The sequence below is a fragment of the Nitrospira sp. Nam74 genome (assembly GCF_965152615.1).
The window spans coordinates 3482229-3496501 of sequence record NZ_OZ224220.1 but is presented as its reverse complement, the minus strand read 5'-3'; the positions used below and the strand labels follow the sequence as shown (position 1 = coordinate 3496501).

Genomic DNA, 14273 nt, shown 5'->3' with positions numbered 1-14273 from the left:
GTTATGAGTGACACGAGTAATAGGGCAGCGCACCATCGGGGAACCACATCAGCCTCAGGGGCTGAGAAGGAGTACGAGGAGTTAAGCCCTCAACAAAAGGCCGAGCTCGTGCTGTGTCTCTTCAGAGGCGACTCACTTGAGACGGTAGCAAAAGACAACCATGTGCCGGTCCATCAGCTTGGGACCTGGAAACAAACCTTTCTGGAACATGGCGTGCGAGGGCTGCAGCAACTTGATGCACCGGATAGCAGTTCGTTGCAGACCGCGCGGAGTCAAATTTACGATGCCATGCTCCAATTAGATTCGGCGCTCTCTGTTTTAAATGTGTTCATGGCGCCGGCATCGGATAAGAGACCGGCAACGTGTAAAGAGACTATTCTAGTCGTAGACGACGATGATGCGATGAGAACCGTGATGCGTGCGATTCTTAAGCAAGAGGGCTATTGTGTGTTGGATGCACGATTGAGCAGCGAAGCGCTGTTAATTTCCGGGCGGTATAAAGGCCCTATCGATCTTCTGATTGCTGACGTCATGATGCCCGGCGTAACAGGGCCCGAGTTCGCTCAGAAGCGAGAGGCGCTTCTTGGAAAGATGAAAATCCTCTATATATCGGGGAACCCAATAGAAGTCGTGCAAGAAAAGCTTCAGAAGGCGCCCGGCGCCTTTCTTCAGAAACCGTTCCCTCCCGATACTTTCCTAGAGACGGTTCGACGCATTCTCGATTCAAAGGCCTAGACCCTATCGGCCGCCTCCATCAGTCGGGACATTGAGACACACTATGAGAACTATCTAAGAACTTTAGGCGGCTTGATCTCTCTATCAGAAACGTCTATTCAAGAGGGGAGTTCTGGTCATCATTGCCGCGCACTCGTGCGGGCCAGTCGAGCCGGTCAGAGCTTTTCTCCCCGGCAACGCTGTAACCAGGAGGGGAAGTGATGAACGACCTGAGTCCACCGAATAAGTGTTTCCTCATCGGGTAACCTTCCATCGCCGTCTCCTCACGGAGGGAGCGCTCTTGCATGTGCTCTCGGCACGATAGGCACGACACCTATTCAAGAAGCGCCCGCTACAAACTGAGGTGTTCAGGCGTTCGTGGAAGCCTGATGGGGCGTAAGCTTCTATACTGCCACGAAAAGCGCAGACGCGCGGTTGGAAGGCTCTCTTCTCTACACTAAGGGAGCCTTCCGTAACAGCTTTCTTCTCTCCCATCTGATTCTTCAGCAACAGGCAGTGAGCTGTCTTCGATATTATCTCTCTTCGCATTCACTACACGTGCGGGAAAACTGCAGGGAACATCATACGGAATCAAACCGGTAACTTTGTCGCCTTCCGTCGCCACAGAGCGCACCCTACTAGACCGGTACCAAGTAGAAGCAAGGAACCCGATTCCGGGATAGGAACACCGGGAGTCCCGGAGGGAGCGAAGGCTTGAATAGACGCCACACCGCCATTGCTGAGCACGGCACTGCCGCGATGAAAATCTGTCGCGTTTGTCTTGATAAGGAACAGATTACTAGTCTGTCCGGGCAGGAGGAGACTTCCAAAACTAAAGCTGATGGTCCCCCCACTGAGTTGCCGATTTGCCGTGATAGGGCCGCCTGAACCCTCAAGGTCCTGTACCCAGTCGGTGTCAGTAGCAAAGCCTGCAAAGTTTGTCACGGAGAGGCGCTCGATCCCGTCAGTGGAACTCTCGTCATTCGAGAGTCCATAGTAAAAGTCGAGCGTGCCTGTTCCCTGTTCTAATATCACTGCTGTGACCAGTGTACCGGTATACAAAGTCTGACCCAATGCATTCGTGCCACGAAAGGGGATGGTGTTTGACGCAATGAAATCGCCGTCTAAGTCGGGCCGGTCCGCTAGATTGACCCCTGACAGGAGTGCCGTGCCACCAGGTAGAAGCGGTACTGCATGCGCTGGAAGTACAAGGATGACAACCAGCAATAAGATTGGGAGATAGATGCTGCGTATCGCATGGACCATCGACTTCATGTGCACCATCCTGCGCCTCCTTTCCTTCGGCATCATTTGTAGTACACCATCCGTTGTCTATGACGAATGGATGATGCAACTGTTCGTATCTTCTTCCATGACCATACGCGACATATTCGTTTCCGGTAGGGCCATGGGGTTCTGTCGAAGCGATTAAGTGGTCCGTTTCTAGCCGTTATGTGGCCCTCCACACGCTGGGGACTGGACGATAGGGCGGCCGATGCTAAAAGGTGTCTTCGGTGTTGGTTCGAGACGGCGAGTGTACCGAGTGTAAATTATGTCGGGCTGGCGAGGTTCAGTGAAAATGGAGGCGGGTGCAGCGCAGAGTTTACGACCTCCGATGTAAGGATCATCGGTCGCAATGAGAAAGAATCTCATCGACTTACATGCTTCTGTCACGCAGATTACATGATGGTATGCATGTCGTTCTTCTCGTTGATGATGATGCCGTATTCTTGATTCTTCCGTGCGGTGGCCGAGTGCATGCGGGGATGCCTCGGAAGATCGGCATGGAATCGGCGACCATGGGGTGCAGGCCAACGAACTGTCCCGGCGTCACAAAAAAGGCCGAGGGTCTCTTAGAACTCTTGCAAATTCGCTGCGGGACCTCTAGGGCTAGGTCCATCTGTGTAGCTTGAACTGCTACAGCGTCCTATACCTGGAATGTGGCGCGCCTGCTATAGATAGTAGGAGTGTTACACTCCGCCGGCAACAAAGATAGGCGATGCGGAACGGACCGCCGTGTTTCGGACAGACGAGAAGGCCGGCTGCCCGCTCCCCATGAAACGTTAAGTGCTCCGCATGTCGTCGCCGCCGCCCTCCTGGTCGTGGTCATATTCGGCGTCGATATGATGGTCCCACTCGGCGTCGGCATCTGCTTTCTCTACCTTGCGCCCTTGATGTTCCTTGCGATGTATTCGACTCCCAACCAATCGTCGCCGGTAATCATCATCGCTGCTTTCTCTGCCATGGTCACAGGACTAGGGTTTCTTCTATCGCCCCCGGGCCCAATCTGGCATGCCGTGGCAAATCGCTCCTTGGCCATCGGGCTCATCGGCACGACCGTGATGCTGTCCCTAATAAGAAAGCGGGCTGAGACCGAAGTCAAGGTTCTGCGCGGATTATTGCCCATCTGTTCCTACTGCAAGAAAATCCGGGACGATGGCGGCTACTGGCAGCAGGTGGAGCGGTACATCGCCGCTCGATCGGCCGCTGATTTCAGCCACGGTATGTGTCCCGACTGCGGACCAAAGCACTTTCCAGACCTTTACCGTGAGAAAGCGACAAAAAGCCTGCATATTAAATCTTTGGGATTCTTCGGCAAGCAGGAACCTTAATTTCTATGGCAGACGACATTGCGATACAGGTCTGGCATCACGGCGGCCATTGGTCCATTAAGAAAAGCGGTCTGCACTATTGGCATCGGGAAAAGAATGGTACTGAATGGAAATCCGGGCTCCCGCCAGGAATGACGAAGCAGACGGCAGCCAAAGCCTTCCGGAAGTATTAACACCGCCCTCTCTCTTACCTTGCGCTTGTGGGGATCAAGCACGCAAGAATGGTCCGCCATCTCACCTGCACAGCTCAGCCTCAAGACTGACTTGTCGCCGTAATCGTGTTGCGCCGAGCCATCTTCCGTAGTGCAGTGTAAGAATGAGTCCGCGCTGAAAGCCGGAGCCGAAGGCTTAATAGAATCCGCCTCCCATCGCGTAGAAAACGTGCGTATGCTAGCCCTTCTACTTAAGCAGAGCGGAACATGGTCTTGGTATGTGCTGTAAAGGGTTTGCCGTCGTAGGGTAAAAAATTTTATTGACCCATATCTTGTGGTGACTAAAGAAGGACCCCAATGCCTAAATAATGTGCAAGGAGCTAAGCGCCTTGATTGGCCGTTCATTGCTAACGGCAAAAGGCCATTATCCACAGCGTATCCCCTAGAATAGTGGATAATGAATGGGGATGGTGTGAAATGTCTTGAACCGCCCGAGCAGGGCTCTGACTCGGCCTTTAACAAGCATAGAGCGAGGGGGTGCAACGATCGGACAGGTAGAGGAATAAGGACGATGCCTCGATGTCAATGTACCAGCCGCCACCATACGCTGACATCGGGAACAACGTAACACTGTGGAATGACGTGGCGACAAGCAGACCGCGCGCGTGACGGCGCCATCGGAAGCAGCCGCCGAAGCTAATGAGCGACGGGACAAGGCGAATTGCCCGTCGTAAGAAACAGTCTTTTCAGGGGCACTGCGCTAGACAGGAAGGATGGACGGTTTAATGGGGGGTTACCAAATCAAAAGAACGAGCGTCAAGCCAACAAGCCAGAGGACGCTCCCGAGAAGCAACCCATAGATGATGCCGGCTCCATCTACACATTCAGGTTTTTCCCTTCTGTTGAGCCATGTGGGATGCAAGGCTTCCTGTCGGGATGCGGCCGATGATTCGAGAGTGTGCATGACCTGCGCTCCTCGTGCTCAAAGCGTAGCACTCGCTCCGGAAGCGTCAAGAAGGAGAGTGATTAGACATGGCAGATCTACTTGACCCTATTGGGACACGGTATGAAGCTGTTAATGGAACGCAGAAATGTTAGGGAGCTCTAACTTGAGAAGCGGCGCGCGACGGTTGGCCGGACGAGCCCCGCGAACGCAGCGCGCTCGATTACCGATGCAGAGGGAGCGCATGGCGGCCGGGAGCGAGAGACGATCCCGCGTGATACCGCACACCGAAAATACGCGAGCGATGGCCACAGCTGCGGGACAGGCCCCATAGCTATCAGTCGCCGCAAACCTGCCTGAAGCCGCAGCGATTGGCCCTGTCGTGATCCCATTCGGAGTCTCATTCCCTATGGGCTCACGCCGCTCAAAGCGGTCCTGTGAGCGTGGCCCACTCTCCCTACGTGGAAAGTCGCAGGCGATTATCTCTGGGGGTGGCGAGATGACCTTCTTGTCTCAAACTTCACGGTGGGTAACGGCGTTCTTGCCGACCATCAGGCTCATGAGTCGGGATGGCGCTTCTGAGTCAAGCGTTTGTGGATCAGCTTTCGGCTCAGCGCCGTCAGGACAAACGACAAGGCGATGGCAACCGGAACGAACACCGCCGTTGCAATGGCCGGCTGATGGAGCCATCCCATCTCGTGCAAGCCTTTGAAGACGTAGCCCCCCAGGCCGCTGAGATAGTAGGAGATGACGATGATCGAGAGGCCTTCGACCGTGTGTTGCAGGACGGCCTGGCTTTTGGTCGTCTGATCCACGCTTGACAGCAACTCGAGATTCTGTCCCTCGACCAACAGATCGATGCGAGTGCGGATGATCCCGATGATGCCTTCGAATCCACTTTTCAAGGTTTCGATCCGCCTGAGTAGTTGCTGATACCCTTCTGCCACGCCGGTGACGCCGGTGAGGAGATAATCAGACATGGGACGATACGGCGGCAGCCGCTCTTCCTGGATCGAACGGATCGACGCGTGCACGATCTTGTCATAAGGAACCGCCGCCGACAGTTCGAATTGGAGCAGTCCCGCCAAACGGTTCACCTTCATCAAATCTTCCGTGAGCCCATTGAGCCAACGCTGCAGCATGATGGATTCGGCGGCGGCCAACTGCGATGTAATGATTTCCCGCTGCTTGAGGTGCAGTTGTTCGAATCGATAGACCTGATCTACCGCAGAAGAAAACATCGGCTTCTGCATCAAGATGAGATGGTAGTAGGTTTCGATCTTCACAATAGTTTCGACGATCTGCTTCACATGAGCCATCGGGGTTGTGGAAGACGCGGTGATGAGATAGCGTTCGCGCCCATGTTCATCGGGCGTAAAGCTGGTGGTGACAGCTGTTTCTTCGTCAAAGACTTGGCTTCCATACAGAGCCGTTCCCGGGACCATACGACGGACGTCCTCAACGGACGGCTGAGGTGCATGGGTGATGAGGATGTCGAGCGAATTGACACGTAGGCCTAATGGGGAGACCGGGAACAGGTAACTGGGGAACGTCAGCGGACCGAAAGAAAGCGGTTTCGCTTTGTCGGAGGGAATGTGCCAGATTTGGTAGCTGTAGTACTCGGTATGAGCTTCCCAAATGAGGAGCAGTCGATCACCATTATTTGCCGTTCCGAGGCCATACCCGAAAGTATCATGCAAAACGGAGTCGTCGGGTGAAATAGCCAGGCACCGCAGGATATGTGCAAACTCCTCTCGGCTCTTGGGGCGTTCGACAGGGGGGTTGCCGGGGCGTCGAGACATTCTTCCAGGCCTTTGTGCGGCCGTTCGTGTAGCCGGCGCAGAAATTCTCCGTCATCCGCTCGATGTCGTATGTCCATGCGTTCCCCCTGAAGTAACAACCCGGAGCCACTGAGGCATCGTCTCCGAGAAGCGGCAGACATGCCCCCGTGCCGTGTCGTCGAAGAACGACTGCAGGATCATCGGGCACAGTCGAAGAGCGCGGCATTCTATCAGAACAGTCTGTGGCTTTCTCCAGTCGAATTTCACCTTGCCAAATAAATATGGTGAGTGATGATCAAAGAGGCCCTGACTAAGATGACAATTCTGGGTAAGAGAGGATGGGTGCCCTCGTGTCCTTTTGTGCACATGATGTACCATCCGTTGGGCAGCGCTATGCCAAGCGAAGCGACTCATGATTCCGATGAAACATTCCGTCAAAACAGGATTTACCTTCGGGGTTACGTCAGGCATCATTACGACACTCGGTCTCATGGTCGGATTGCAATCCGGTACCCAATCGCAGCTTGCCGCCATCGGTAGGATTCTCACCATTGCCATTGCCGACGCCTTTTCGGATGCCCTGGGCATTCACATATCCGAAGAGTCGAGGAACACGCATCGCGCGAAAGAGATTTGGGAATCAACCCTGGCGACGTTCGCGACAAAGTTCATCGTGGCTCTCTCGTTCGTCGTACCGGTTCTCCTGCTACATCAGACCACCGCCATTGTCGTGAGTATTCTGCGCGGCCTGTTGTTGCCGGCCCCTTGAGCATCCATCTGACGAATCAGCAACGCATTCCACGGTGGAAGGTCGCCATGGAATACGTCCTCATCGCCGGGGTGGTGGTGGTCCCCACTCATTATGTCGGTGAGTGTGAAGACGCAGGTCACCATGAATCCGACTGTCGATTCGGCACAGCTGTAGCATCTCGCGCTACCGGCCAAGTCCGGGCTGTGGCGTTTGTCTACACTCCTCACCTCTGAAGGTTCACTTCATTCCCTAACCATCTGTAGTTTCCAGGAATGCACGGCCTTGATATGGCATGGCGTTCGCACAGGCCTGTCCTTACGCTACCTCGGTGGGATTACATCGTCATTGTTCTCGAAAAGATGTCCGTGACAGATGCCGCTGTGGCCACAGACTATCCGGTGTTCGACGTGGTTGTTGAAGATGAATCCATCGCTTGAAACACCACTCTAATGAGGTGGAATATGTAACAACTGAGACTGAATCTTCGCACGTAGCGTTCACCACTGAAGAAACGGAGGTGTATCGTGACATGCAACGTTGGCGGAATTGAACGACCGATTAGGATGATCATCGGACTGGCGGTCTTGGCAATCGCGACCTTTGCGGCGTTGCCGTTGGGGTGGGTGATTGCGTTCTATGTCATAGGGGCAGTCGCTTTAGTGACCGGAGCGATCGGGTTTTGTCCCGCATGGAGACTCATAGGCATCAATACGTGCGAGGTCAGGACTACAAGGAAGAAGGCGGCATAATGCATCGTTCCATTCCTCATTTGGAGTGTCGAATGTGGGGTTGCGCTGTCTGACATTTAGAAAGAAATATGGTACGTATAGAGCCATCTCGGGATGTCGTGCAACACGTGGCGCGTCCTTCTGGATATCTGAACCATGACGAATCAGCACGGCATGCACGGCGAAACAGGGCTCAGTACCCCGATCGGAACGCGGCGGCGGTTTTTCAAATGGGTAACCGCCGCCGCGATGTCTCTTGTCGGTTTCGGTCTCGGGATTCCATTGGTCGGCTATGTGATCTCGCCGGCGTTCAAGCGGCGCGAGCAGTCCTGGGTGGAAATCGGAAAGGTGGAGGACCTGCCGGTCCAGGAACCGACGCAGCTCAGTTATGTGGCGACCGTGCGGGACGGCTATATGGAGAGTTCGGTCCATAAGGCGATGTGGGCTGTCAAGATGGACAATAGCGACGTCACCGCCTTTTCACCGCAGTGCACGCATCTTGGCTGTGGCTATCGATGGGACGATTCAAATCGGAAGTTTGAGTGTCCATGCCATGGAAGCGTGTTCGATCTCAACGGTGCCGTGCTGGGCGGTCCCGCTCCGCGGCCGCTCGATCGTCTTCCCGTGAAGATTGACGACGGTCGACTCTACGTCATTTACAAGGAATTCAAGGCGGGTCTTCCGAAGTCGGTGGAGCTCTAACGATGGCGTTCCAAGTTGAAGGTTCACAATGACCGCAACATTTCCACGTCGAATTTCAAATCCTTATCACTCCGAAGCCGGACTCGAGCGCATGGTTAGTCCGAACGTCGAACGAATGTATGGCGTCCCGACTGTATAGTTGGTTGGATAGCCGGCTCAGACTGAAGCCGATCGAAGAAACATTGCTGGACGAGCCCATTCCAGGCGGGGCCAGCTGGATTTACGTCTTCGGTTCCGCGACGCTGTTTTTGTTCCTCATGCAGGCCCTCACAGGCATGTTCCTCGTCGTGTATTACGTTCCGGCGCCAGATCATGCCTACGACAGCATCCAATTTATTGAAAGCCAAATTACGTTCGGAGCCTTCGTTCGGGGCGTTCACCACTGGGGCGCCTCGGGTATGGTGGTGGCGATCGGCCTCCACATGTTGCAGACGTTCCTGTATGGAGCCTACAAGCCGCCGCGTGAAGCGATGTGGATGGTGGGCGTGGTTCTGTTTCTCCTCACGCTGGCGTTCGCCTTCACAGGATATCTCCTTCCATGGGATCAGAACGCCTACTGGGCCACTCAAATCGGCATCAACATGGTGGGCACCGTGCCGCTCATCGGCGATACCCTTGTGCGCGTGCTGCGCGGCGGCGAAACATTGGGCGCGCTGACGCTCTCGCGTTTCTTTGCCGTACACATTCTGTTCCTGCCGGCGCTCCTGATGGGGCTGGTCCTGCTCCATCTGTTCATCCTCCGGCGCGTCGGTCCGGCCGGACCGTGGAATGAGGAATGCGCCGCCCGGGGCAGTGAAACCTTCTATCCGCGCCAAGTTTATATGGACGCCGTCGTGATGGCAGGGGTCTTTCTCACGATCGCCCTCTTGGCGCGGTTCGTTCCATTTCCGCTGGCGGATAAGGCCGATCCATCCGATACGACATTTGTCCCCGTGCCGGAGTGGTATTTCTTGTTTTACTATCAGCTGCTCAAATACGTGCATGGCCCGCTGGAGCCGTTGGCGACGTGGATCTTGCCTGTGGTGGTTTTCTCGCTTCTGTTGTTCTGGCCGTTCATCGATCGCAATCCCGCACGCGATCCGATTCGGCGGCCTGCCGCGGTCACGTCCGGCGTACTATTTCTCGCTGTAGTGTTCACCCTGTTAGGGGTGTCTTTGCGTGATCTCTATGCCGTGCCGCATATCGACCCGACGGTGGCGAGAGGGAAAGCGATCTTTGCTGAATTTGGTTGTGCCGGATGCCATCGGATTCATGGCCAAGGCGGAGCGGTCGGCCCGGACCTCTCGTATGAAGGCGATACGCGCCCGGATCGCGCGTGGCATATCCGGCATTTTCGTGATCCTCAATCGGTCTCGCCGGGCTCGATCATGCCGAAATTGCCCTTAAACGATCAGCAACTTCACGACCTGACGAGTTACATGTTGAGCCTAAAAAAATCGACTTAGTAGGCAGGATGTGCCTCTCAATCCTGCCGGCGCAGAGGGACGGGGAAGGATGCCGCTCAACCAGTATGATAGTCTGTCGCGGCGAGCGTTTCTCGCTCGGACGATAGGCGGAACCGTCGGCCTCTGTTTCGCCGGGATTGTCGGTATCGGCACAAGCCGCGCTCAAACCGGCGATAAGGACAAGTCCCTCATCGTGCGTGTTCCTCGACCGCTCGACGCAGAGACTCCGGTCGACGCGTTCAACTCGTGGCGCACCCCTAACCATCGCTTCTTCGTTCGCAGCCATTTCGGCCCGCCGGCACCAGGTTTCATACAGGAGTCCGTGTGGCGCCTGCGCGTGCGCGGGCTCGTCGATAGGGCACTTAGCTTACGCCTTGCCGATCTCCGACAATTCGAAGAGGTCGCGGTCACGGCTGTGCTGCAATGCAGCGGCAACGGACGAGCCTTCTACCGACCTCATGCCCCGGGCGTGCAATGGGAGCGAGGCGCCGTCGGCAATGCGCGATGGACCGGCGTGCGGTTGCGCGATGTGCTCCAGCAAGCCGGCATTAAACCGGCCGCGCGCCATGTGCAGATGCAGGGAGCGGATCGGCCCGTTTCAGAACTCACGCCGCAGTTTATTCGGAGCATTCCCTTATCCAAAGCTCTAGATCCAAACACGTTACTGGCCATACGGATGAACGATGAGCCTCTCTCGTTGCTGCACGGGGCGCCTCTCCGTTTGATCACACCCGGATGGATGGCGGAATCGTGCATGAAGTGGCTGACAGATCTCACTGTGCAGGAGGACGAGGCGAAGGGCTATTACATGGAAACGGCGTATCGCTATCCGAGCGAACCGATCGTACCCAGCAAGCCGGCCGATAAGACTCGTATGCTTCCGGTGGAAGCCATGGTGGTGAAGTCGGTGATCGCACAGCCGACCGACGAGATGATCGTGCACCGTGGACCGGTGGTCATTGAAGGCGTGGCATGGACTGGAGAGGGCCGCATTGTCAGAGTCGACGTGTCGACCGATGAAGGACGCACGTGGCAACAAGCCGCATTGCTCCGCGAGGATGTCCCGTATGCCTGGCGGCAGTGGCGCCTCGTATGGCAGGCCAAGGAGGTCGGACCTCATACCATTCTCTCGCGAGCGACGGATGACGGAGGCCATGTTCAACCGCCAACGAGTCCATGGAACCCCGGCGGGTTTCTCTGGAACGGCATGGATCGGGTTCGCGTGCGGGTGGATGCGTGATGAAGACAAATCGGTTGCTCGCGTGGCTCGCCGGCAGCCTGCTGATTGCGACACTCAGTGTCGGTGCGCAAGCCGATGACCCGGGATTACCGGACACCGGCGGAACAGCTCATTACGCAGAGCGTCTGCTGGCCGCCCGCTGTACCGTATGCCACAGCATTGACCTGATTGCTCAACAGCGTCTCGACCACGAGCACTGGGGTGCGATCGTGAAAAAAATGTCGAGCTGGGGAGCACAGATTTCCGAATCGGAGCAGGAGGCCCTCGTTGCCTATTTGGCCTCTCGCTATCATCCGGATGCCGCGCCTGTCCTCGCGGAGTAGAAGTGCTAAGGCTGTTCCCTCGAGCGGCAAGACCCAGGGCAATGCGAAATGCGGTCAGAACTTGTATGGGCAAAATTGTCCGCCGTGTCACGGTCTACAGGGTCTCGGTGGCGTGGGGCCGAAGCTTGCTGGAAACCACGTTCTGATGGATACGGCGCGCTGCTGGGAAACGGTCTTAAATGGCCGTGGCGGCATGCCACCCTGGGGACCGAGGTTGAGCGGCCAAGACATTGCGGATATTCACAGTTGGCCTTGCACATTGACGTGGTCTGTTAAGGAGGAGGCCAATGACAGCATGGCACGGCAGTATTACTCGTGGTTCTTCCGGCGACGTTCCCCGTGTGCTGTTCGAAGCGAGGATGGGTGGGCGCAGAAGATGATTTCGATCTCTCGGCGTTCAGCGGGATGGAAGCGGAGTTTGAACGCCGGAGACGATTGAGTCCGGGAAGACGCTCTTCTTAAAGACGGCTCAACCGACTGCGTGCGCTTTATGTCAGGGCGAGAAGGGAGACGGGAATGGACTGATGGGGCGGGCCTTGTCCTCCTCTATGAGGTTTTACGTGTGGCGAGATGATGAAAAACATTTCTGACGGACAGCTCTATTGGATCATCACAGATGGATTGCCCGGTACCGGCATGCCGTTTGCCTCGATGCCGGACGATCATGTGCGGCAGCTTGTTCGATACATCAGGAGTCTGGCGAAATAACAGAACGTCGCGAATCGGACTCTATGTTCGATGCCCATTCTTGGTCCAGTTTGCGCAAGTGGCGTTGGACCGCTTCATGTCCATCCGACGCACAGGCATTCACTCGGGCGAGGATGTCGTCTAATAGTAAAGTCCGAGCTATCGGCTCACGACGCTGTTTCCTGTCGGTATTAATCTCGGGGTAATCGGAAGCAGGAAAGATGGATGAACGCAAATTGTCATCACAACAAGCTGGCAGCGTGAAGATTGAAGCGGAAGGTCAGCTTCGAGATCGGTTAGCCCGCGAGCGAACGAAGCTGGCCATCGAGCGGACATTCCTGGCCTATGTCCGGACGGCGCTGGCGTTTGTCGTGGTCGGGATTCCAGCGAGTTTTATGTTCGAGACACTCGCCATTCAAGCGTTGGGAGTCATGTCTATTGTTGTCGGAATCGCCCTGGCGGCATTTTCCATCTATCGATATGCCAGCGTGAAGCGATCGCTTCAAGACCTGCCGCCATCCGATGGTGATGACACGGACGAGTAGGGCATTTGGTATCGTCCGAACGCTCGTACCGAATCGACATGGACGTCGAATGACTGTGGCGTCTCGCGCCACCGCTCTTCTCTCGCTGTTGCCTTTCTCTCTATTCCCGCCGTCTATTAAGTGCTAATACCGTGGTATGTGAAGAACGTTTTGCTGGCATGCTAATCGCGCATCGGCTTGGGGTTCCGCGGAGGACTCTCCCTGTCGTCCGATTGCCAAACCTATCACTCAAAGCGATCGACACGTCTTTGACGAGATTCTGTGCAGCTTGAATGTTCCCACTCTCCTATATGTCGAACGCCGGGATGGCCGCCGCGCCAAGCAGATGAAGATGCGGGACGACACAGAGAATTGACAGCTCGACTGGCTGCTTGAACGGATGGGCGAGGAGCCAATCTTGGACGTAAGCCGCGTCGTCTGATCCTTCTATCGCGAGCAGGACCCGCTGTAACGTAGCGAGGGGTCGCTTCATGATCAAGGTGGAACAGCCCGCATGGAGCAAGACTTGGTGCGATACACTACCCAAGGCCGCTTCAGTCAGCAGGCCTTCCCCTGATCTAAAATGATCCTGGCCGGGCCGTCCATCATCGCGTCTCGAAATTCATCAAAGGCCTGTTTGGCCACGGCCGGCGCCGAGAAGAGGATTTTCTAAGGGATGAAGGTCCACCGCATGGATCAGGATGACTTCGCTGGCTGATATTAGTGAGCGAGACTTTTGACAGTATCAAAGGCCTGCTCGGACCAATCGACGGCAACGGCGATTCGCATAGGGTTCTCTCGCTAAATACCGAATAACCTGCGATGTTGGCAAATCGCTTTAAGCGTGTGCACTACATCATGTTCGGATACCCTGTGGTCTGCATTCAAAATGACGTCATTCATGGAGAGTATACCTTGGAGCAGGCCGTCATCATCGAGCACCGGCAAGCGGCGTACCTGACTTTTGGCCATGCTATCAAGTGCCGTGATGATGTCATCCTTGGGATGGCACGTCACGATGTCGCCTGTGATGGTTTCCCATACCAGGACGTCGGAAATCTCACGGTGCTTCGTCGCTGCCGCCATGCAAATGTCGCGATCGGTAATCATGCCGATGACCCGCCCGTCATGATTCTTCACCGGCAAGGCACCGCAGTCGCTTTCCCACATTCGCATCGCCACCGTGGCGAGATTGTCGTGGAGCGTGCAGGTTTGCAGAGGCTGCGTCATGATGTCTTTCACATTCATATGATTCTCCTTTGAATGTTTTGTCATGACCGTTCTTGCCGGTGCCATTTTGCCTGAAAAATTGCTCGCCCTTATCCATAGTGGAAGGTCCAATCCCCCTGATAGGCATGATGTAATGCTTTACCGATTCGACGAGGGAGTGGATGTTAGTCGCCTCGATCATGATCTCCTTCTGAGCGCCTTTGATCGACATGATACGAATGTCGCCTATGACGCCCAGACCAATCAGGAAGAGCGCAGACAATATCACCACGATGATCAGCCACCAATGCCGTCGATACATCGACGGCGCCGGCTCGCGAGCATCATCATGATGCACCACGATGTCTCCGCAAGTATCATGCCATTGCTCGCCTGATAAACGGGGATGAAGAGACGGATTAAGTGTGCGGTTCTTAAGGAAGTGAGAGTGGCAACGTTTCA

At 55.5% G+C, this 14273-nt stretch carries 19 protein-coding genes; 14 read left to right on the top strand and 5 right to left on the bottom strand.

The window, feature by feature from the left end; all coding sequences use genetic code 11:
• Positions 1-3: 3 nt before the first annotated feature.
• A complete protein-coding gene (locus tag ACWHYZ_RS16255; protein ID WP_447983725.1) occupies positions 4-735 on the top strand; it encodes a response regulator in 732 nt (243 codons plus the stop codon).
• A 570-nt stretch (positions 736-1305) separates the two neighbouring features.
• Here ACWHYZ_RS16255 and ACWHYZ_RS16250 read toward each other — a convergent pair.
• Positions 1306-1989 carry a PEP-CTERM sorting domain-containing protein gene (locus ACWHYZ_RS16250; protein ID WP_447983724.1) on the bottom strand — a complete coding sequence of 228 codons (684 nt, stop codon included), beginning with the start codon at positions 1987-1989 and terminating at the stop codon, positions 1306-1308.
• A 692-nt stretch (positions 1990-2681) separates the two neighbouring features.
• Here ACWHYZ_RS16250 and ACWHYZ_RS16245 point away from each other — a divergent pair.
• Both ACWHYZ_RS16245 and ACWHYZ_RS16240 read left to right on the top strand, forming a co-directional pair.
• Positions 2682-3326, top strand: coding sequence for a hypothetical protein (locus ACWHYZ_RS16245; protein WP_447983723.1), 645 nt, complete (start codon positions 2682-2684; stop codon positions 3324-3326).
• Positions 3327-3331: 5 nt separating this feature from the next.
• Positions 3332-3499, top strand: coding sequence for a hypothetical protein (locus tag ACWHYZ_RS16240; RefSeq protein ID WP_447983722.1), 168 nt, complete (start codon positions 3332-3334; stop codon positions 3497-3499).
• A gap of 772 nt (positions 3500-4271) precedes the next feature.
• Here ACWHYZ_RS16240 and ACWHYZ_RS16235 read toward each other — a convergent pair.
• Positions 4272-4442 (bottom strand): hypothetical protein, encoded by a 171-nt coding sequence (locus tag ACWHYZ_RS16235; protein ID WP_447983721.1) that lies wholly within the window; start codon positions 4440-4442, stop codon positions 4272-4274.
• Between the two features lie 536 nt (positions 4443-4978).
• On the bottom strand, positions 4979-6223 hold the full coding sequence (locus ACWHYZ_RS16230) for a DUF3422 family protein (RefSeq protein WP_447983720.1): 1245 nt from the start codon (positions 6221-6223) through the stop codon (positions 4979-4981).
• Between the two features lie 391 nt (positions 6224-6614).
• Between ACWHYZ_RS16230 and ACWHYZ_RS16225 the strand changes: the two genes are divergently transcribed.
• The 10 genes from ACWHYZ_RS16225 to ACWHYZ_RS16180 all read left to right on the top strand — a co-directional run bounded on the left by ACWHYZ_RS16225 (position 6615) and on the right by ACWHYZ_RS16180 (position 12623).
• Positions 6615-6971 (top strand): hypothetical protein, encoded by a 357-nt coding sequence (locus tag ACWHYZ_RS16225; RefSeq protein WP_447983719.1) that lies wholly within the window; start codon positions 6615-6617, stop codon positions 6969-6971.
• A gap of 47 nt (positions 6972-7018) precedes the next feature.
• Positions 7019-7186 carry a hypothetical protein gene (locus ACWHYZ_RS16220; protein WP_447983718.1) on the top strand — a complete coding sequence of 56 codons (168 nt, stop codon included), beginning with the start codon at positions 7019-7021 and terminating at the stop codon, positions 7184-7186.
• Positions 7187-7477: 291 nt separating this feature from the next.
• Entirely contained in the window at positions 7478-7702 is a 225-nt protein-coding gene (locus tag ACWHYZ_RS16215) for a YgaP family membrane protein (RefSeq protein ID WP_447983717.1), read from the top strand.
• A gap of 135 nt (positions 7703-7837) precedes the next feature.
• Positions 7838-8383 (top strand): QcrA and Rieske domain-containing protein, encoded by a 546-nt coding sequence (locus ACWHYZ_RS16210; RefSeq protein WP_447983716.1) that lies wholly within the window; start codon positions 7838-7840, stop codon positions 8381-8383.
• 119 nt (positions 8384-8502) lie between these two features.
• Positions 8503-9828, top strand: a complete 1326-nt coding sequence (locus ACWHYZ_RS16205; protein ID WP_447983715.1) for a cytochrome b N-terminal domain-containing protein — start codon at positions 8503-8505, stop codon at positions 9826-9828.
• 10 nt (positions 9829-9838) lie between these two features.
• Positions 9839-11068 carry a sulfite oxidase gene (locus ACWHYZ_RS16200; protein ID WP_447983714.1) on the top strand — a complete coding sequence of 410 codons (1230 nt, stop codon included), beginning with the start codon at positions 9839-9841 and terminating at the stop codon, positions 11066-11068.
• Positions 11068-11391 carry a hypothetical protein gene (locus ACWHYZ_RS16195; protein ID WP_447983713.1) on the top strand — a complete coding sequence of 108 codons (324 nt, stop codon included), beginning with the start codon at positions 11068-11070 and terminating at the stop codon, positions 11389-11391. The genes ACWHYZ_RS16200 and ACWHYZ_RS16195 overlap by 1 nt, the downstream gene beginning before the upstream one ends.
• A complete protein-coding gene (locus ACWHYZ_RS16190; protein WP_447987599.1) occupies positions 11366-11830 on the top strand; it encodes a c-type cytochrome in 465 nt (154 codons plus the stop codon). Before ACWHYZ_RS16195 ends, ACWHYZ_RS16190 begins: the two co-directional genes overlap by 26 nt.
• 131 nt (positions 11831-11961) lie before the next feature.
• Positions 11962-12099: a c-type cytochrome gene (locus ACWHYZ_RS16185; RefSeq protein WP_447983712.1), complete on the top strand. Its 138-nt coding sequence runs from the start codon at positions 11962-11964 to the stop codon at positions 12097-12099.
• A gap of 200 nt (positions 12100-12299) precedes the next feature.
• The gene (locus tag ACWHYZ_RS16180) at positions 12300-12623 is read left to right on the top strand and encodes a YidH family protein (protein ID WP_447983711.1); all 324 of its coding nucleotides are present in this window, start codon (positions 12300-12302) and stop codon (positions 12621-12623) included.
• Positions 12624-12909: 286 nt separating this feature from the next.
• On the opposite strand, the gene ACWHYZ_RS16175 is transcribed toward ACWHYZ_RS16180, so the two are convergent.
• Together ACWHYZ_RS16175 and ACWHYZ_RS16170 are read right to left on the bottom strand one after the other, a co-directional pair.
• Complete coding sequence (locus tag ACWHYZ_RS16175) at positions 12910-13095, bottom strand: hypothetical protein (RefSeq protein ID WP_447983710.1); 186 nt, start codon at positions 13093-13095, stop codon at positions 12910-12912.
• A 308-nt stretch (positions 13096-13403) separates the two neighbouring features.
• Entirely contained in the window at positions 13404-13850 is a 447-nt protein-coding gene (locus ACWHYZ_RS16170; protein ID WP_447983709.1) for a CBS domain-containing protein, read from the bottom strand.
• 115 nt (positions 13851-13965) lie between these two features.
• Here ACWHYZ_RS16170 and ACWHYZ_RS16165 point away from each other — a divergent pair, with 115 nt between their 5' ends.
• Positions 13966-14208, top strand: a complete 243-nt coding sequence (locus tag ACWHYZ_RS16165; protein ID WP_447983708.1) for a hypothetical protein — start codon at positions 13966-13968, stop codon at positions 14206-14208.
• Positions 14209-14273: the final 65 nt, after the last annotated feature.